14 protein-coding genes and 3 pseudogenes are annotated in these 18695 nt (G+C 63.9%); 15 read left to right on the forward strand and 2 right to left on the reverse strand.

Annotation, left to right across the window (positions count from 1 at the left end; all coding sequences use genetic code 11):
- The first annotated feature begins 44 nt into the window (after window positions 1–44).
- The 12 genes and pseudogenes from X733_RS160825 (at window position 45) to X733_RS160795 (ending at window position 12224) form a co-directional block, all read left to right on the forward strand.
- A complete protein-coding gene (locus X733_RS160825) occupies window positions 45–815 on the forward strand; it encodes an IclR family transcriptional regulator C-terminal domain-containing protein (protein WP_023714833.1) in 771 nt (256 codons plus the stop codon).
- A gap of 206 nt (window positions 816–1021) precedes the next feature.
- Window positions 1022–1747 carry a GntR family transcriptional regulator gene (locus tag X733_RS160820; protein ID WP_023817883.1) on the forward strand — a complete coding sequence of 242 codons (726 nt, stop codon included), beginning with the start codon at window positions 1022–1024 and terminating at the stop codon, window positions 1745–1747.
- Between the two features lie 3 nt (window positions 1748–1750).
- A pseudogene (locus tag X733_RS01000000165875) lies at window positions 1751–2784 on the forward strand (ADP-ribosylglycohydrolase family protein).
- Complete coding sequence (locus X733_RS0134090) at window positions 2781–3728, forward strand: PfkB family carbohydrate kinase (protein ID WP_023685262.1); 948 nt, start codon at window positions 2781–2783, stop codon at window positions 3726–3728. Before X733_RS01000000165875 ends, X733_RS0134090 begins: the two are co-directional and overlap by 4 nt.
- 60 nt (window positions 3729–3788) lie before the next feature.
- Entirely contained in the window at window positions 3789–4850 is a 1062-nt protein-coding gene (locus tag X733_RS160815; RefSeq protein WP_023687931.1) for an ABC transporter substrate-binding protein, read from the forward strand.
- Window positions 4851–4916: 66 nt separating this feature from the next.
- A complete protein-coding gene (locus tag X733_RS160810; RefSeq protein ID WP_023817884.1) occupies window positions 4917–5786 on the forward strand; it encodes an ABC transporter permease in 870 nt (289 codons plus the stop codon).
- Window positions 5786–6574, forward strand: a complete 789-nt coding sequence (locus X733_RS160805) for an ABC transporter permease (protein WP_023685259.1) — start codon at window positions 5786–5788, stop codon at window positions 6572–6574. The genes X733_RS160810 and X733_RS160805 overlap by 1 nt, the downstream gene beginning before the upstream one ends.
- Entirely contained in the window at window positions 6574–7638 is a 1065-nt protein-coding gene (locus X733_RS160800) for an ABC transporter ATP-binding protein (RefSeq protein WP_023714829.1), read from the forward strand. Before X733_RS160805 ends, X733_RS160800 begins: the two co-directional genes overlap by 1 nt.
- A gap of 101 nt (window positions 7639–7739) precedes the next feature.
- Complete coding sequence (locus X733_RS1000000167055; protein ID WP_023817885.1) at window positions 7740–8960, forward strand: Gfo/Idh/MocA family oxidoreductase; 1221 nt, start codon at window positions 7740–7742, stop codon at window positions 8958–8960.
- 54 nt (window positions 8961–9014) lie between these two features.
- Window positions 9015–9928: pseudogene (locus X733_RS01000000165880) on the forward strand (sugar phosphate isomerase/epimerase); the annotation flags it as partial.
- 239 nt (window positions 9929–10167) lie between these two features.
- A pseudogene (locus X733_RS01000000165885) lies at window positions 10168–11335 on the forward strand (fatty acid desaturase family protein).
- Window positions 11336–11420: 85 nt separating this feature from the next.
- The gene (locus X733_RS160795) at window positions 11421–12224 is read left to right on the forward strand and encodes a 3-methyl-2-oxobutanoate hydroxymethyltransferase (RefSeq protein WP_023682254.1); all 804 of its coding nucleotides are present in this window, start codon (window positions 11421–11423) and stop codon (window positions 12222–12224) included.
- Here the strand turns inward: X733_RS160795 and hutH are convergent, their stop codons facing one another.
- Together hutH and X733_RS160785 are read right to left on the reverse strand one after the other, a co-directional pair.
- Window positions 12225–13733 carry a histidine ammonia-lyase gene (gene hutH / locus X733_RS160790; RefSeq protein ID WP_023714825.1) on the reverse strand — a complete coding sequence of 503 codons (1509 nt, stop codon included), beginning with the start codon at window positions 13731–13733 and terminating at the stop codon, window positions 12225–12227.
- Window positions 13730–14731, reverse strand: coding sequence for an ornithine cyclodeaminase family protein (locus X733_RS160785; protein WP_023817886.1), 1002 nt, complete (start codon window positions 14729–14731; stop codon window positions 13730–13732). The genes hutH and X733_RS160785 overlap by 4 nt, the downstream gene beginning before the upstream one ends.
- A gap of 109 nt (window positions 14732–14840) precedes the next feature.
- Between X733_RS160785 and X733_RS160780 the strand changes: the two genes are divergently transcribed.
- From X733_RS160780 to X733_RS160770, 3 genes are all read left to right on the forward strand, one after another.
- Window positions 14841–16274, forward strand: a complete 1434-nt coding sequence (locus tag X733_RS160780) for a DHA2 family efflux MFS transporter permease subunit (RefSeq protein WP_023817887.1) — start codon at window positions 14841–14843, stop codon at window positions 16272–16274.
- A 272-nt stretch (window positions 16275–16546) separates the two neighbouring features.
- Window positions 16547–17533, forward strand: coding sequence for an ABC transporter permease (locus X733_RS160775; RefSeq protein WP_023817888.1), 987 nt, complete (start codon window positions 16547–16549; stop codon window positions 17531–17533).
- A gap of 60 nt (window positions 17534–17593) precedes the next feature.
- Window positions 17594–18619 (forward strand): sugar ABC transporter substrate-binding protein, encoded by a 1026-nt coding sequence (locus tag X733_RS160770; RefSeq protein ID WP_023668177.1) that lies wholly within the window; start codon window positions 17594–17596, stop codon window positions 18617–18619.
- The last annotated feature ends 76 nt before the right edge of the window (window positions 18620–18695 follow it).

Genomic DNA, 18695 nt, shown 5'->3' on the forward strand with positions numbered 1-18695 from the left:
CCGCCGAGACGAGTCAAGGCGGCGCATTGTCTTGCGGAGGCCGCATGGAGGACGAGGCAACGACACGCGACCATGTCGGCTCGCTGGAGCGCGGCCTTGCAGTCATGGAGATACTGGCCCGGCATCCGGCCGGGATGACGCTGACCGAAATGGCGGAGGAGGCGGGGCTGACCCGCGCCGGCGCGCGTCGCTTCCTGCTGACGCTAACCGCGACCGGCTATGCCACGCAATCCGGCCGGCAGTTTTCGCTATCGCCGCGCCTGCTCACCATCGTGCGCTCCTGGCTCGGCGGCGCCTCGCTGTGGACATTCGCCGCACCCATCATGCGCGACGTGGCCGCCCAGTTCGACGAGGCCTGTAACGCGGCGGTGCTGTCGGGCGAGGAAGTCGTCTATGTCGCGCGCATTCCTGGCCGCCGCATCCTCAGCGTTTCGCTCGATGTCGGCACCAGGCTGCCGGCGCATTGCACCTCGATGGGGCGCGTCCTGCTTGCGGGGCTGGGCGCGGATGAGCTGAAGGCCTTGCTTGCAGAGGCGAGGATCGAACGGCGCACGCCGAAGACGATCACCAGCCGCGCCGCGCTGGCCAAGGCCATCGACGCGGCGAGGGCGGATGGCTTTGCCGTCGTCGATGAAGAGCTGGAACTTGGCCTGCGCTCGATAGCGGTGCCGATCTATGACCGCGCCGGCAAGACCGTGGCGGCGATCAACGTCTCGACGCAGTCGGCGCGGTTCTCCGTCGAGGCGATGGAGCGGGATATCCTGCCAGCGCTGCGGACGGCCAAGCAACGGATTGAGGAATTTTTCTTCGTGTGAGCGCAAGGCTAATCGCCTGAGGGAAGCGCTGCCCCCGCTCTGTCTCGGAGACGCGACGCCCTGCGCGGTTAGCGTCGCCATGCGAACAAACGATGCCCGGGGCACCTGAGCACAACGCATATGCGTGAATCCAAATATATCGTTGACGCCGCCCTTCAACTCCAATATCGAACAGGACTATACAGGTTTACTGAACAGGTACCCATATGAAGCGGCGCGCGATTCAACTTTCTCCCGGCACGGGCAAGCCCGAGCAGATCGCCACCGTTCTCGAACATGAGATCCGCTCCGGCGTGCTTGGCTTCGGCGACCGCCTGCAAAGCGAGAACGAACTCGTCCAGCGCTTTTCCGTCAGCCGCAACACGGTCCGCAAGGGCCTCGAGGAGTTGTCCAGCCGTGGGCTGATCACGACCAAGGTCGGCATCGGCTCCTTCGTCACTTTCGACGGCAAGCCGGTCGATGACAGCATTGGCTGGTCGCGGGCGCTGGCCAATGCCGGCGCCAATGCCGAGACGCGGACGCTGCGGCTTGAAGTGATCGAGGATGCCGATCTTGCCGCGCTGCTTGGCATCGAAAGCCCGTTCTTCATCGCCGTCGACCGGGTGCGCACCAATGCCAGCGACGGCCATGCGATCTCCATCGAACGCAGCCGCCTGCCGCTGTCGCCCGAACTGGAGGACGTGCCGCTGCGCGGTCTGCGCGAAGGCTCGCTGCACCAGACGCTGCGCGGCGCCGGCCTCATCCCAGACCATGGCGAGGAATGGGTCGGCATCGAGATGCTGAATGCCGAAGACGCCGCCATTCTCGGCTGCCCGCAAGGCACGCCGTTCCTGCGCGGACGCCGGCTGACGCGTGCGGCTGACGACCGGCCGATCGAATATGTAACCAGCCTGCTCAACCCGGCGCATTTCGCGCTGCATATGAGGTTTTGAGCGATGCCGGACAGAACCAACGACACGCTCGATCGCGCCATGGGCGCGCTTGTCGGTGGGGCGCTCGGTGATGCGCTGGGCATGCCGACGCAGCTTCTGTCGCCGGCGCGGATCGCCGAGCTATACGGCCATGTCGAGGATTTCGTGGCGCCGTTTGCCGATCATCCGGTGTCGAAGGGGCTCGTTGCCGGCACCATCACCGACGATACCGAACAGGCGCTGCTGCTTGGTCGCATTCTCGTCGAGTCCGGCGACCGCTTCGATCATGCGCGCTGGGTGAACGCACTGCTCGACTGGGAGCGCGAGGTCAAGGCGCGCGGCAGCTATGACCTGCTGGGACCATCGACCAAGCGCGCCATCGACGCCATCAATGACGGCGTGCCGGCGGAAGAGGCGGGAAGCCGGGGCGACACCAATGGCGCGGCCATGCGCATCGCGCCGGTCGGCATCATGATGCCGCTGGAACCGCTCGACGCTTTCGTCGCCAAGGTCGCCGAAACTTGCCGTGCCACGCACAAACCTCGATCGCCATCGCTTCGGCCGCAGCAGTTGCCGCCGCCGCCAGCCACGGCGTCGCCGGTGGCGACTGGCGTGCCGCTTCCGACAGCGCGGTAGCAGCCGCGCGGCGAGGCGCCCGGCTCGGACATTGGGTGACTGGTGGCGATATCGCCGCGCGTATCGCCTGGGCGCAGGAGCTCGTGCGCGGCAAGACCATGCGGGATGCGATCGGGCTCATCACCGATCTCGTCGGCACCGGTGTGGCCAGCCAGGAGTCCGTGCCGGCAGCTTTCGCCGTGCTTGAAGTCGCGCAGGGCGATCCCTGGCAAGCGGCAATCATCAGCGCCAATCTCGGCGGCGACACCGACACGATCGGCGCGATTGCCTCAGGCATGGCCGGCGCCTGCGTCGGCTTTTCGCAACTGCCGCAACAACACATTGCCGGGCTCGTCGGCATGGATATGGGGGAGGTGCGCTCGCTTGCCGAAGAGCTCGTCGCGGCGCGCACGGCAAAGGCCAGCAAGGATGCCGCGGCATGAGTGGGCGTCTGGTCCATATCGGCAGCGCCGTCGTCGACTATGTCTACCGCATCGACGCCTTGCCGGCGCCGGGCTGCGAGAAGACCGCGTCGAGCTTTGCGCAGGTCGCCGGCGGCGGCTTCAACATGATGGTCGCGGCCAGCCGCACCGGCATGACGGTGGTGTTCGGCGGCCAGCTCGGCAGCGGACCGAATGGCGATTTTTTGCGCACCGCGTTTGCGGCCGAAGGCATCATAACGCTGACGTCGCCATCGCCGGTCATGGACAGCGGCAATTGCGTCGCCATGATCTCCGGCGATGCCGAGCGCACCTTCGTGTCGTGGCCCGGTGCGGAGAGCATTCTCAGCCTCGAGATGATGAGGCCCGTGGTGGTCACGTCTGATGATTGGGTGTTCACGTCAGGCTACACGCTGAGCTATCTCGGAAGCCACAACGCGCTGACCGACTGGATCGAGGCGCTGCCAGAAAACATTCCCTTCGTTTTCGATCCAACGCCGGTCATCGCGGATATCCCACGTCCCATCCTGTCGCGGGTACTTGCCCGTACGACATGGCTGAGCTGCAACATGACGGAAGCGGTCGAGATCGCTGGGCAAGGCGATGTCGAGGCACTCGCCGCCCGGCTGCTCGCCGACCACTGCCCAAAGGCCGAAGGCGTCGTTATCCGCGCCGGCGCCAAGGGCTGTTTCGTGAGGTTGGTCAATGGCGAGACGCAGACCATTGCCGGCTTCAAGGTCGATGCCATCGACACCAATGGCGCCGGCGACACCCATATCGGCGGTTTCGTCAGTGCACTCTCGCGCGGCGTGCATCCCTTCGAGGCGGCGCGCTATGCCAATGCGGCGGCAGCACTTTCCGTCACCCGCCATGGCGGCTCATCGGCGCCGACCGACAGCGAGATCCAGACTTTCCTGAGCCAGGCCGCCACGGGCGAGCCGGGCTAGAACCAGAAGGCCCATCAGACAGCCTGACCCGCCAAGCGGGCAAACAAGAGAGGAACGAACATGCGCATGCCAAGACTGACTGCCCTGCTGACGGCGACCGCCGTCATCACCTCCGCGCTCACGCTGGCCGCCAGTGCCGCCGAAGTGCATGTGCTCAACTGGAAGGGCTACGGCGCCGACGAGCCGTGGGCGATCGAAGCCTTCGAAAAGGCGACCGGCAACAAGGTCGTCAACGACTTCTTCAATTCCGAACAGGAAATGCTGACCAAGATCCGCACCAATCCGGGCCTCTATGACGTGGTCATGATCAACGCCGCCTTCAACGATCAGGCGATGGCGGAAAAGCTGATCCAGCCGATCGATGTCTCGAAGCTGCCGAACTATGCCGACATCAGCAAGGACAAGGCGCAATCGCCGATGCTCGACCATGACGGCAAGGTCTATGGCGTGCCGTGGGTGTGGGGCCTGACGGCGCTGGCAATCAACGAAAAGTCCTTCGACAAGCCACCGACCTCGATCGCCGAAATGTGGGACCCAGCGCATAAGGGCCGGGTCGTCATTCGCGACGACGCTGTCGAAGCGGTGCAGTTCGGCGCCATCGCCACCGGTCAGAATATCAACGACATCAAGGATATGGAAGCGGTCAAGGCGAAGCTGACCTCGCTGATGCCGCAGATCAAGACGTTCTGGAGCTCGGAGAACGACTGGAACCAGATGGTCGCCTCCAACCAGATCGACATCGGCACCTATTGGAGCGGCTCGGCCGACCGTGCCAAGACGCATTTCAAGCTGCCGGTCTCGCTGGTCGTTCCGCAGGAAGGCGCCGTCGCCTGGCTCGACGCGTTCTCTATTCCCGTGGGCTCGAAGAATGTCGAGGGTGCGCAGGCCTTCATCAACTGGATGATCGATCCGAAATTCTATGTCGAATGGGTCACCAAGGTCGGCGCGCCGGTGTCGGCCAACACCAAGGCGGTGGAAGCGCTGCCTGAAGACTCCTTCAACCGCAAGGTGATGGGCGATCCCGAGGTGGCCAAGCGCATCCAGTTCCAGGCGCCGATCACCGACGCGCAGCGCGAGGCCTATCTGGCGCTGTGGCAGCAGCTCAAAGTCGACGTGAAGTAACGCTCACGTCCGGACCAGCCGGCGGTTGGCGCCGGCTGGCCCTTCAATCCTGGGGAGGAGGGTATCATGGCAGTACAGGGTGCGGTCGCGTCGCGCAGCGGGCTGAGATCGGCCCTGCCGCTGCTGGCGCCGGCCTATCTCTGGCTGACGGTGGCGATCTTCCTGCCGCTCTCGGCCATGGTATTCTTCTCCTTCATGACCGACCTGCCGCTGTCGGGAAAGCCATGGGCGTTCACCCTTGGCAATTACGCCGCCTTCTTCTCGCAGAGCCTGTACCTGACGCTGCTGCTCGCTTCGCTGCGGCTCGGCCTCGAAGTGACTTTGTGGTGCGTCGTCATCGGCTACCCCGCCGCCTATGTGCTGGCCAAGGTGCTGAAGGGGCGCAGCCGCGAGGCGATCTTCCTGCTGGTCATCCTGCCGTTCTGGTCGAACGGGCTGGTGCGCATCTTCTCCTGGGCGATGGTGCTGCGCGAGGGCGGCATCCTCGACACGGCGCTCAACGCCGTGCTGCCGTTCAAGATCAACATCGACCTGATGTATTCCTATCCCGCAATCATCATCGGCCTGGTGCACTCCTACCTGCCCTATATCGTGCTGACCTGCTATCTCACGCTGCAGGCAATCGACGACTCGCTGATCGAGGCCGGGCGCTCGCTCGGCGCCTCGCGGCTGCAGGTGCTGAAGCGGGTGATCATCCCGCTGTCTATGCCCGGCCTGGTGGCAGGTGCGGCACTGATCTTCGTGCCGGTCGTCGGCTCGTTCATGGAGCCGCGCATCCTCGGCGGCCGCACCGGCACGTTCTACGGCACGGTGATCGAGGACCAGTTCGTCGCCGTCTTCAACTGGCCGCTGGGGGCGGCGCTTTCCTTCATCCTGCTGGCGGTGGTGCTGGTGATCCTGGCGGTTGCCTCGCCGGTGCTGCGGAGGGCTGCTTGATGATGACGACCCGCATCCTCGAAGGACTAGGCCGCTTCTACATCGGACTGCTGCTCGCCTTCCTCTATCTGCCGATCATCATCATGGCGCTGATGTCGTTCAACGTCTCGCCCTTCTACCAATTGCCGTTCGAATGGACGACGGAATGGTATGCCTCGCTCTGGCAGAACGACCAGCTGATCGCGGCCACCTGGAACAGCCTCAAGATCGCGGTCATCACCACGCTCATCTCAGTGGTGCTTGGCTCGGCCGCTTCGCTGGCGCTGTTCCGCTATGATTTCCGCGGCAAGAAAGTGCTGCAGGCGCTGCTGTTTCCGCCAATCGCCATTCCGTGGCTGATCACCGGCACGGCGATGCTGATCTTCTTCTTCGGCGTCGGCATTGGCCGCGGCCTGTTCGCCATCCTGCTCGGCCATGTGGCGCTAGCGCTGCCCTATGTCATCGTCGTCGTCTCGGCCCGGCTGCAGACTTTTGCACCGGAGCTGGAAGAGGCGGCGCGCTCGCTCGGCGCCAACCAGTGGCAAGTGACGAGGCGTGTGACGCTGCCGTGGATCATGCCCGGCGTCATTGCCGGCGGCTTGTTCGCATTTGCCGTGTCGTTCGACCAGTTCGTCGTCTCCTACTTCCTGGCGACGCCGGGCCAGACGACGCTGCCGGTCGAAATCTACGCCGCGATCCGCAAGGGTTTCACGCCCGAGATCAACGCGGTCTCGACCATCATCATCGTCGTGTCGATGGCGCTAATGCTGCTCACGGCGCGCTTCTTCAAATTCGGCGGAGAGAAATAATGGCCGGCGTGCAGGTATCGAACGTCTCCCGCAGTTTTGGCGCGCACAAGGCGCTGGACGACGTCTCCATCGATTTCGCCGATGGCGGTTTCTATGGGCTGCTTGGCCCCTCGGGCAGCGGCAAGACCACGCTGCTGCGCCAGATCGCCGGCTTCGACTTTCCCGATACTGGCCGCATCACCATTGGCGGTGAGAGTGTGGAACGCGTGCCGGTCGAAAAGCGACGCATCGGCATGGTGTTCCAGAACTATGCGCTGTTTCCCAATATGAGCGTCGCCGATAATGTCGCCTTCGGCCTGTCGGTGCGCGGCGAAACGAAAGCGACGATCGCCACCGAAGTGCAGCGCGCGCTCGATCTGGTTCAGCTCGGCAAGCTCGGCGAGCGCCGGCCGCACCAGCTCTCCGGCGGCCAACGCCAGCGTGTGGCGCTGGCGCGCGCCATCGTCACCAAGCCGCGCGTGCTGTTGCTCGACGAGCCGCTCGGCGCGCTCGACAAGGCGCTGCGCGTCGACATGCAGATCGAGCTGAAGCGCATCCAGCGCGAGATCGGCATCACCACCATCTTCGTCACCCACGACCAGGAAGAGGCGCTGACGATGAGCGACCGCATCGGCATATTGCGGGACGGCAGGCTCGTGCAGGAAGGGCCGCCGGAGGAAATCTACGACCGGCCGAAGAGCGAATTCGCCGCCACCTTCCTCGGTGACGCCAATATCCTTCGCGGCGATGCGACCGGCAACGGCATCCGGCTGCCTGATGGCACGGCGATTGCCGCCGGGGTGGGTGGTCGGCTTGCCGCCGGCACAAAGGCCAGCTGCGCCGTGCGACCCGAACGCATTCGTATCGCCACCGACGCCGGGGCATCGAGCGGCAATGCCAACACGCTGAAGGGGCAAGTCTCCAAGCGCATCTTCGCCGGCAACAACAGCACCTATTTCGTCGAGCGCGCCGGCCAGACGTTGAAAGTCATCGTCCAGAATACCGGCAGTGACCGGCTGGCCGAGGGCCAGAATGTAATGCTCAGCTGGTCGCCGGAAAGCACTGTGCTGATTGCCGCTAACTAGTTCGCACCGTCACCCCGGCATCGTTCTGATGGGAATTGATGGAGCGGACCTTGGCTGATCGACGGGCCATGGCGTTATATCCGTCCTCCAGGGAGGAATGGATGGCAGGCCAGGGTTTCGAGCCGGATGTGAGGGTTCGCACTAGCGGATACCGGATCGGTTGCATCGGCGCCGGCATGATCATGGCCGAATGCCATCTTGCCGCCTATGCGCAGGCCGGTTTCCCAGTCGTCGCCATCGCTTCGCGCACCAAGGCCAGCGCCGAGAAGGTAGCTGCACGCTGGAGCATTCCGACCATCCACGACACGCCGGAACAACTGATCGAGAATCCCGAGATCGAGATCGTCGACCTTGCCTTTCCACCCGACCAGCAGCCGGCATTGATCCGCCATGCGCTGAAGCAGCCTCACATCAAGGCGATCCTGGCGCAGAAGCCGCTGGCGCTGTCGGTCGATGAAGCCGTGAAACTGCGCGACGAAGCCGCAAAGTCCGGCAAGATCCTCTCGGTCAACCAGAACATGCGCTACGACCAGTCGATGCGCGTCCTGAAGCAGATCATCGACAGCGGCGCGCTGGGCGACATCGTCTTCGCGCAGATCGACATGCATGCGATCCCGCACTGGCAGACCTTCCTTCAGGACTACGACCGGCTGACGCTCGCCAATATGAGCGTGCATCATCTCGACGTGCTGCGCTTCCTGTTCGGCGATCCCTCGGAAATCACCACGCTGACGCGCAAGGACCCGCGCACGACATTCGAGNTCCTTCAGGACTACGACCGGCTGACGCTCGCCAATATGAGCGTGCATCATCTCGACGTGCTGCGCTTCCTGTTCGGCGATCCCTCGGAAATCACCACGCTGACACGCAAGGACCCGCGCACGACATTCGAACATACCGACGGCATCACCATCTCGACGCTGCGCTTTCCCTCCGGCGTGCTCGCCGTGTCGCTGGAGGATGTCTGGTCCGGCCCACGTCAGGAGGGCTATCTGGACGACCAGCACATCAACTGGCGCGTCGACGGCACCAACGGTGTCGCCAAAGGCACGATCGGCTGGCCGAAAGGCGTGGCCTCGACGCTGACCTATGCCTCGACCGAGACGACGGATGGCAAGTGGGTCAGCCCGAGCTGGGACACGATGTGGTTCCCGCATGCCTTCATCGGCGTCATGGAGCAACTGCAGCACGCCTTGAAGACCGGCACGCCGCCGGCATTATCGGTGGCCGACAACGTCAAGACGATGGCGCTGGTCGAGGCGGGCTATCGCTCGATGGCGCAAGGCCGCACCGTCAAACTGTCCGAGATATCGATCGACTGAACATGCCCGCCGAATAGTGTGGCGGCTGAATCGCTTACCGGGAGGAGTCACATCATGATGCAGGCAGGTATATTCACCGGCTATTTCCCCTACGAGCTCGCGGAGGCCGCCCGCCGCATCCGCGCACTCGGCTTCAACACAGTGCAGCTCGACATGCATTTCAGGGATGTCGATCTCACGGCCGGGCAGATCACCGGGGACAAGGCGAGGACAGTGCGCGACACGTTTCGCGACCACAATCTGCCGGTCTGCTGCATCTCGGGCTACACCAACATCATTCATCCCGACAAATCCGAGCGCGACAAGCGCGTCGGCTATCTCAAGGAAATCATCCGCAATGCGCGCGCCTTCGNCATCCCGACAAATCCGAGCGCGACAAGCGCGTCGGCTATCTCAAGGAAATCATCCGCAATGCGCGCGCCTTCGGCTCGCCCTACGTGATCTCGGAGACCGGAACCTACAACACCGAATCCGACTGGGTGCATCACCCCAGGAACAAGACCGAGGAAGGCTTCGAGGAATGCCGCAAGGTGATCTCGGACCTTGCCCAGACGGCTTACGACCACGGCGCGGTGTTCCTGCTCGAAACCTATGTCAACAATGTCGTCGGCTCGGTCGAGGAGACGGTCAAAATGTTCGCGCAGGTAGACCATCCGGGCCTGGGCCTGCTGATGGATCCGACCAATTATTTCGAGGCACACAATATCGACCGCATGGACCAGGTGCTGAACCAGGTATTCGACACGCTGGCCGACAAGATCCGGATCGCCCATGCCAAGGACGTCAAGCGCTCAGGCAGCGACAAGACCGAGAAGCATGCCGATATCGGCGACGCGGACGCGCATGAGGGGCTGACCTTCCGCGGCGTCGGCGAGATCGAGCTGCCGGCGCCCGGGCTGGGATCGCTGAATTACGATCTCTATCTGCAGCGGCTCAGTGAGAAGCACCCGAACATCCCTGTTATCATCNGACATCGGCGACGAGGATGCGATGGAGAGCCACACCTTCCGCGGCGTCGGCGAGATCGAGCTGCCGGCGCCCGGGCTGGGATCGCTGAATTACGATCTCTATCTGCAGCGGCTCAGTGAGAAGCACCCGAACATCCCTGTTATCATCGAGCATCTGACCGAGGACGACGTGCCGCGGGCGAAAACATTTCTCGACGGGAAGTTCCGCGCCAACGGGCTTTGAGGTAGGCGAGACGGTGATGGCGACGGCGGCCAAGACAAAGCGCGATTACGGCCTGGTCGGCGAAAGCACCCGCCGGGCGATCGAGACCGGGCTGGCCTCGGCCGAGTGGTATCACACCGACGTGCCGCGCAAGGCAATGAAGGAACTGATGCAGCGCTCCGACGGGCCGGCGATCCGCGATACCATCATCTGGATCGCAGCCATCCTGGGCTCGGCCGCCGGCATCATCTGGTTCTGGGGCACGTGGTGGGTGGTGCCGTTCCTGCTCGTCTATGGCGTGCTCTATGGATCGTCGAGCGACTCGCGCTGGCACGAATGCGGCCATGGCACCGCCTTCCGCACACGCTGGATGAACGATGCGATCTACGAAATCGCCAGCTTCATGGTGGTGCGCAATCCGGTGCAATGGCGCTGGAGTCATGCGCGGCATCACACCGACACGATCATCGTCGGCCGTGACGCCGAGATCGCGGTAATGCGGCCGCCAAATCTGGTCAAGGCGGCGCTTGCCTTCACCGGCATTCTCGATTTCCGTTATTCGCTGCCGATCCTGGCGCGCCAGGCGTTGGGCAAGCTGTCGGACGACGAAAAGAGCTACATTCCTGAGACCGAACAGGGCAAGGCCATCACGGCGGCGCGCTGGCATGTCGCCGTGTACGTTGCGACGATCGCCCTCGCGATCGCGCTGGGTTCATGGCTGCCGCTGGTGCTGATCGGCCTGCCGCGTCTTTATGGCAGCTGGCACATGGTTCTGACCGGCCTGCTCCAGCATATCGGGTTGGCCGACAATGTCGTCGACCACCGGCTGAACACGCGCACCGTCTACATGAACCCGGTCAGCCGCTTCATCTNTGGCCGACAATGTCGTCGACCACCGGCTGAACACGCGCACCGTCTACATGAACCCGGTCAGCCGCTTCATCTACTGGAACATGAATTACCACGTCGAGCATCACATGTTTCCGATGGTGCCCTACCATGCGCTGCCGAGGCTGCACGAGCTGGTCAAGCACGACCTGCCGGCGGCGAACCCGTCCATGTGGCATGCCTATCGCGAGGTCTGGCCGGTGCTGCTGAAGCAGCTGCGGTACGAGGATTATTTCCTCAAGCGCGAATTGCCGCCGACGGCGCGGCCCTATCGCGGTGAATTTCACGAGCTCGATATGTCGGCGGCGGCCGAGTAGCGAATAAACCACCCGCCTTCTATCCGGCCTGTTACGGGGCCGGTAAGGTGACCGGGAAAAGCAACCAGCCAACAGGGACATCCCGATGAGCCGAAAGAGACCGACCGTCGCCGATCTGCGCGCCATGAAGGGCAAGCGCCAGCTGACCATGCTGCGCGTCCTGACCATGGACGAGGCCGAGGCTGCCGAGCGGGCAGGGGTCGATATCGTCTCGGTGCCGCCCGAGCTGGTGCTCAACCCTGAGTATCGCGATGCGGCGCCCAGCCTGTTCACCATGCCGGGCGAGAATTTTTATGAGATCGGCACGGCGGACGATTTCCTGCGCTGGGCGTTCCGGCTCTACAAGGCCGGCGCCGACGCCGTTTATTGCAGCGCCGGTTTCGCCACCGTGAAGCGGCTCGCCGACGACGCGATCCCCGTCATCGGCCATGTCGGCCTCATTCCGTCCCGCGCCACCTGGACCGGCGGCTTCAAGGCCGTCGGCAAGACCGCCGACACCGCCATGCAGATTTTTGAGGCGGTCAAGCAGTATGAGGCCGTTGGAGCTCTCGGCGCCGAGATCGAAGTGGTGCCGATCGAGGTGGCGAAGGCGATCTCGGAACGGACCTCGCTGATCATGCTGTCGATGGGTGCGGGCACCGGCTGCGACGCGCAATATCTGTTTGCCGACGATATTCTTGGCCAGAACCGGGGCCACATGCCGCGTCATTCCAAGGTCTACCGCAACTTCGCCGCCGAGTACGATCGCCTGCAGGCGGAACGCGTCGCGGCGTTTTCCGAGTACGTTGCCGACGTCGATAGCGGCGCCTATCCGGAAGACAGGCATGTCGTGCGCATGGATCCGGCCGAGCTCAGCCTGTTCATGAAACGGGTGGACGCAAAGGGCTAACTACTCGGCCTCCTTGCCGATCATCGCTGCACCTTGCCATGTTCCGTCGGCGAGCATGGCATGGAGCACCTCGGCATCCGTTCCCAGCGGCCGGTCCTCCCTGAGCATCGCTACATGCGCGCGCACCGCGGTATGGACCGCTGCTGTGCCGGGCGCCAGCTTGAGACCGTCGCGCAGGTCCACGGCCTGTGCGGCGGCCATCAGTTCGAAGGCGATCAGCCGTCGCCACAGCGCGATCATCCCGGCGCATTTCGACACGGCAAGCGGCGTCTGCGTGGCGTGGTCCTCTACGCCTTCGGACACGGCCAGGAAATCCAGCATCACCGGATTGGCCTTGTGGCGGATGCCGGCCAGGATTGCCGTTGCGGTCTTTTGCAGCGGCACGAAACCGGCCGAGGCGCCGCCGACCGGCGACAAATATCTGGGCAGACCGTTGCGGCCGGAGCCGGCGAGCTGGATGAAGCGGGCAACGCTTGCCGCGGCACATTGCGCGATCGCCAGGCCGAGCGTCTCGAAGGCAAGCGCCAGCGATGCGGTGTGGAAATTGCCGGTCGACAGGACCAGCCCGTCATCGCCCAGCACCAGCGGATTGTCGGCGGCGGCATTGAGTTCGATCTCCAGCGCCAGCCGCGCCTGGTCGATCGCCTGGATCAGCGCGCCATGGATCGACGGCATGCAGCGGATCGACAGCGGGTCCTGCAAGGTGGTCGGCGTCGGCTCCTCGTCACGAGCAAGCAGGTCGCGCAGGCCCTTGGCCGCGAGTTGCTGGCAGGCTGCCGGCCGCGCCAGATGCAGGCGCGGATCGAGGATGGTGCGGTTGGCGCCAAACCCTTCCATGGTCAGCGCGCCGGCCTGCTGCTGTTGCGCAAAGGCCGACAGCGCGTCGGCCAGTACCAACGCGCCAGTGCCGGCTGATACCGCCGAGGCGTTGATCAGCGACAGGCCGTCTTTCGGCGCCAGGCTGATCGGAGCCAACCGCGCCATCATCAACGCCTTGGCCGCCGGCATGCGCCGACCCTGATAGTCAGCTTCGCCGTCGCCGGTCAGCAGACGGGCGAGCGCCGCCATCAGCACGAGATCGCCGGCGCCGATCGAGCCCAACTGCGGCATTACCGGATGCACGCCTGCATTGAGCGCATCGACAAGGGCGGTGAAAGCCGCCGGCGAAATGCCGGAGCCGCCGACTGCCAGCATCGCTGCGCGCGCAAGCATGGTCGCCCGCACCGCCTCTTGGGGCAACGGTTCGCCGACAGCGCCGCTTCGCCCTTCCAGCAACTGGCGCTGGAAGGCGCTGGCATCGCCCTCGACCGATGTGCCGAGATTGGCGCCGAGCCCGGTGTTGAGCCCATAGATTTGCTGACCGGACGCGGCGACCTGATCGAGCACTTTTCGCGCTTTGTCGAGTCTCTCGATGACAGCAGGCTCAACCTCCACCTTGCGGCCGGCGCGGGCGACCGCCGCGACATCCTCGACGCTGACGCCGGCGCCGGTGAGGACGAGCGCGCTCATGCGAAGCGCAGCCTCTGGCCGATGCCTTTATCAGCAGCCTTGGCCAGCATCGCCTTGCCCAGCGCAATGTCGGACAGCGACAGGCCGCGATGCCAGAACAGGATCGTCTCGTCGTCGCTCTGGCGTCCCGGCTTGAGACCGGCAGCGATCTGGCCGAGCTCGGCGTGCAGCGTCGCTTCGCTCAGCCGCCCGGTCTCGACATGGGCGCGCAGCGAGCCGAACTTGCCGCCTTTGCACTGGCCCCAGTCGTCGACGACCATTTTCTGCATGATGTCGGTCAGCGACAGCTCCACCGCGCTCATCGTGCCGTAGGGCACGACCAGTGCACCAGGCTTGATCCATTCGGTCTTGAGCAGCGGCTGCGGCTCCGGCAGCCGCGAGGCTTCGACGACGATGTCGGCGCCCTTGATGCAGCTTTCCCAGTCGGCAACCGCGGTAACTTTCTTGCCGAGATCGGCCGAGAGTTTGGCAGCGAAGCCGTCGCGGCTTTCCGGGCGGCGCGAATGGACGCGGATCTCGTCGAAGTCGAAGAGATGGTCGAGCAGGCGCACATTCCAATAGGCGGTGCCGCGCGCGCCGATATGGGCCAGCACCTTGGAGTTCTTGCGCGCCAGATGTTTGGCGCCGATAGCGGTGACGGCGCCGGTGCGCATGTCGGTGATGACGGTGGCGTCGAGAATGGCGCGCGGCGTGCCGGTGCGCGGATCGAACAGGTTTAGAATGCCAAATTCTGAAGGGAGCCCGTGCAGATAATTGTCGACATAGTCGCCGACGATTTTCACGCCCGCCGTATCGAGCGGCGCAACGTAGCCGCGCAGAACGTTGAAATGGCCATGGAAGGAAGGGTCGGGTTCAAGATGGACGCGCGGCTCGATCACCGTCTGGCCATTGCCTTGCGCGATAAGCCCGGCTTCGACAGCGGCAATGATTTCGCCGTCGGTCATCTCCAGGGCTTCGATATCTAGGGCATTGAGGTAGTCGATATAGATAGGCTTCATGCAATGTCCTTGGCCGCCCGCCCATCCATAACAGGCTGCGAGCCGACACGGAAGTTTGTTGGATAAGCTCTGGACGGGGCCAGCCATATGCTGTTCAACGCGGTTCGCTATGACTGCCGTTCCCGACACCGAGGCCTCCGCCGCAACCGCCAGCAATGCGCGGCGCGTGGCGTTGATCGTTGCCATCGCGTTTTTCATGCAGCTGCTGGATTCGACGATCATCTCGACCTCGCTGCCGCAGATGGGACAATCCTTCGGCGTGACGGCGGTGGCGATGAGCATCGGCATCACCGCCTACATGCTGACCATGGCGGTGTTCGTGCCGCTGTCGGGCTGGCTTGCCGACCGCTTCGGCGCGCGCAACATCTTCCTGCTGGCGATCGTACTGTTCACGCTGGCCTCGCTGGCCTGCGGCTTCTCGCAGAGCCTTACCCAGTTCGTCGCGGCCCGTGTCGTGCAAGGCCTTGGCAGCGCGCTGATGACGCCGGTCGGGCGCATTCTGGTGCTGCGCAATGCGTCGAAATCGGAGCTGCTCAACGCCACGGCGCTGATCACCTGGCCGGCGTTGTTTGCGCCCGTGGTCGGGCCGGTGCTTGGCGGCTTCATCACAACCTATCTCTCCTGGCACTGGAATTTCTTCATCAACATCCCGCTTGGGCTGGTCGGGCTGGCGCTGGTCGCGCGCTTCATTCCGGGCGACCGCGCGGCCGATCCCAAGCCGCTGGATTGGCCGGGGTTTTTCCTCACGTCGCTGGGGCTCGCGCTGCTGCTCTACGGCCTTGAGCGCATCGCACATCCGGAAGACGGCGCCTTGCCCGCCGTGCTGCTGGTTGCCGCCGGCATCGTCATCGGCTGGCTGGCGGTGCGGCATCTCCGGCGCGCGCCGCATCCGCTGCTCGATCTCAGCGCGTTCAGGGTGCAGACCTTCGCCATCTCGACGCTTGCCGCCGGCACCATTTTTCGCGTGGCGATCAACGCCACGCCGTTCCTTTTGCCGCTGCTGTTTCAGGTCGGCTTTGGCCTTTCGCCGGTCGATGCCGGCTTGATGATCCTGGCCTACTTCCTCGGCAATCTCGGCATGAAGACGGTGACGACGCCGATGCTGCGACGCTTTGGTTTTCGCACGGTCATGGTCGTCAACGGCCTGATCGCCTCGGCCTCGATCATGGCGTGCGCGGCGATCTCGCCGGAGACGCCGCAGGCGCTGGTGGTAGCGCTGATGCTGATCGCCGGCCTGACGCGCTCGATGCAGTTCACAGCGCTGAATACACTGGCCTTCGCCGATATCGATGCGGCGCAGCGCAGCTCGGCGGCAACTTTGTCGTCCATGCTGCAGCAGATGTCGATGCTGTTCGGCGTAGCGGTGGCGGCTGCCATTCTGAACCTGTCGCAGATCGTCAGGCACCGGCCGGCGCTCGACCTCGTCGATTTTCGCATCGCCTTCCTGGTCATCGGCGCCATCGGGCTGGCGGCGGCGTTGCGGTTCCTCGTGCTGCCGCCCGGTGCAGGCGCCGAAGTTTCAGGCCACATGACCAGGACCTGAATTCGCGATTTTCGCCGCTCAGGCGGCAATTAATTGCGCCTTGTGCTTTCGCCTCAGAACGGCACCTTCGCGCATACACGCAATGGCGCAACGGAATGCCAAAAGCGCAGCCTTTTCCTAGGATTGCGCCAGTTCTAGCAATCGGTGCGTCCACTGGAAGATTATCACTGCCAACGGGCGTTCCGAGCGCGGATTCATTTGACGAAGCGGCGCCGAGCCGATTAGCTTTCTTCGGAAGGGGTGGCAGAGCTGCCATCGGGGCGAATGCAGACATGAACACGATTGGCTGGCCAAATGTCAGGAGCCTGAATCAGGAAGGCATTGTCTTTGCCATCGCCGTGGTGCTGTTCGTCGCCGCTGCCATTGGGCTGCCTGGTTTCATCGCTGCCAACAATCTCGTTGCCATCGTCCGCTCGGTGTCGGTGCTGGGCATTTTGGCGCTCGGCATGGCGGTCGTCATAATCGGCAGGGGCATCGACCTGTCGGCGGTGGCGATCATGGCGATGTCGGTCGCCTGGTATCTACAATTGCTCAACGCCGGAACGCCTGATGGGCTCGCCTTCGCCTATGTGCTGGCAGGCGTGCTCGCCATCGGCCTGCTCAACGGTTTTCTCGTCGCCTATGCCGACGTGCCGGCGATCTTCGTGACGCTGGCGACCGGCTCCTTCGTCTTCGGCTATGTCCGCTCGCAACTGATCACACAGGATGCGGTGCCGGTGCCTCAGGGCCATTGGGTGGAGTTGCTCGGCGGCCTGCGTTTCCTCGACATTCCGATCGAAGTGTTCGTCTTCGCCGGGCTCGCCTTCCTGTTCTTCCTGTTCCTGCGCTACACCAAATGGGGCCGCTACATCTATTTCGCCGGCGACAATTCGGTCGCCGCGCGCAACATCGGCATTCCGGTGCGGCCAATGCTGGTGCTGCGTTATGTGGTTTCGGCCTTCGTCGCGCTGATCGCCGGCCTGCTGACGGCGTCGAGCCTGCATTCGATCAACACCCGCATCGTCAACTCGACGCTGCTCTATGACATCGTGCTGGTGGCGGTGATCGGCGGCATCGGCCTTTCCGGCGGGCGGGGCGGGGTGCGCAATGTGCTGGTGGGCGCTGCACTGATCGGCATCCTGTCGAACGCGATGACCATCATCGACATTCCGCTGCTCTATCAAAACCTGATCAAGGCGGCGATCCTGCTCGGAGCCATCATCGTCGACGGCATCATCAATCCGCGTGACGAACAGACCGCGCAGCAGGGCGACATCTAAGGGGTACCCGACCGGGTCATGCCGACCGGCCGGCAATAAGTGAAAAACAGAGGATGTGACATGAAACTGATCAGAACACTGATGGCGGCCGCCACGGCGCTTGCCGCTACCGCCTTCGTCGCGCCGACCTTCGCCGCCGACGATCCGGGCCCGGCCGCATACGCGCAGGCGCTCAAGGGCAAGCGCGTCATGCTGGTGCCGCTGGCGATGGGCTTCGACCTTGCGCAGGGCTGGTCGCACTATCTGAAGACGGAAGTCGAGGCCTGGGGCGGCACCTTCGAAACACGCGATCCGAACTGGGTCGTCGATGCCGGTGCACAGGCGATCACCGACGCGATCTCGTCCGACACAAGGCCGGACGTGTTGATCATCCATGCGCCGGACCTCAACTCCTATTCCAAGCTGATGAAGAAGGCGCAGGCCGCCGGCACCTACGTCATCCTGGTCGACAATCCCGCCAACTTCCCGGCCGACGCCTTTGTCGGCAGTGACTGGGACCGGCTCGGCCAACTCGAGGCCGAAGCGGCGATCAAGGGCTGCGGCGAGAATTCGTCGAAGAAGATCGGCCTTGTGCAGGGTGATCAGGCCAACTCGTCCAGTCTCTACCAGTATGCCGGCATCATGAAGGTGCTGGAGAAGCACCCCGACTTCAAGGTCGTGGCCAAGCCCGACTCCAACTGGGATCCGACGACGTCGCGCAACGTGACGACGACAATGCTGCAGCAGAACCCGGACATCTGCTCTATCATCGACTTCTGGGATGGCGACGCCACCGGCGCATCCGCCGCCATCCGCGACGCCAAGCTCGACGGCAAGGTGTTTTTGGTCACCACCGGCGGCGGCGAAAAGGCGGCCGATTGCGACAAGCTGCAGGACGGCACCTATGGCGCCGTTGTCATGACAGACCTTGCCCGCCAGTCCGGCGACATGAACGCTATCATCAAGTTCCTGCTGCAGAGCGGCCAGCCGGCCGGCACGTCGCACACCTACATCTACACACTGGAGAAGGCTACGACCAAGGCCGACCTCAAGCCCGACAGCTGCTGGGACCTGAAGGCGCTGCAGGCCGAAGCGGCGGCGAAGTAAGCCGCGCTTTTTCGACTGAAATAAACGAGGTGGCTGGACAATCCGGTCACCTCGTTCCCTCATGGAATAGCAGCCG

Origin of the sequence: Mesorhizobium sp. L2C066B000 (genome assembly GCF_000502335.1) — a bacterium.
Classification (GTDB): domain Bacteria; phylum Pseudomonadota; class Alphaproteobacteria; order Rhizobiales; family Rhizobiaceae; genus Mesorhizobium.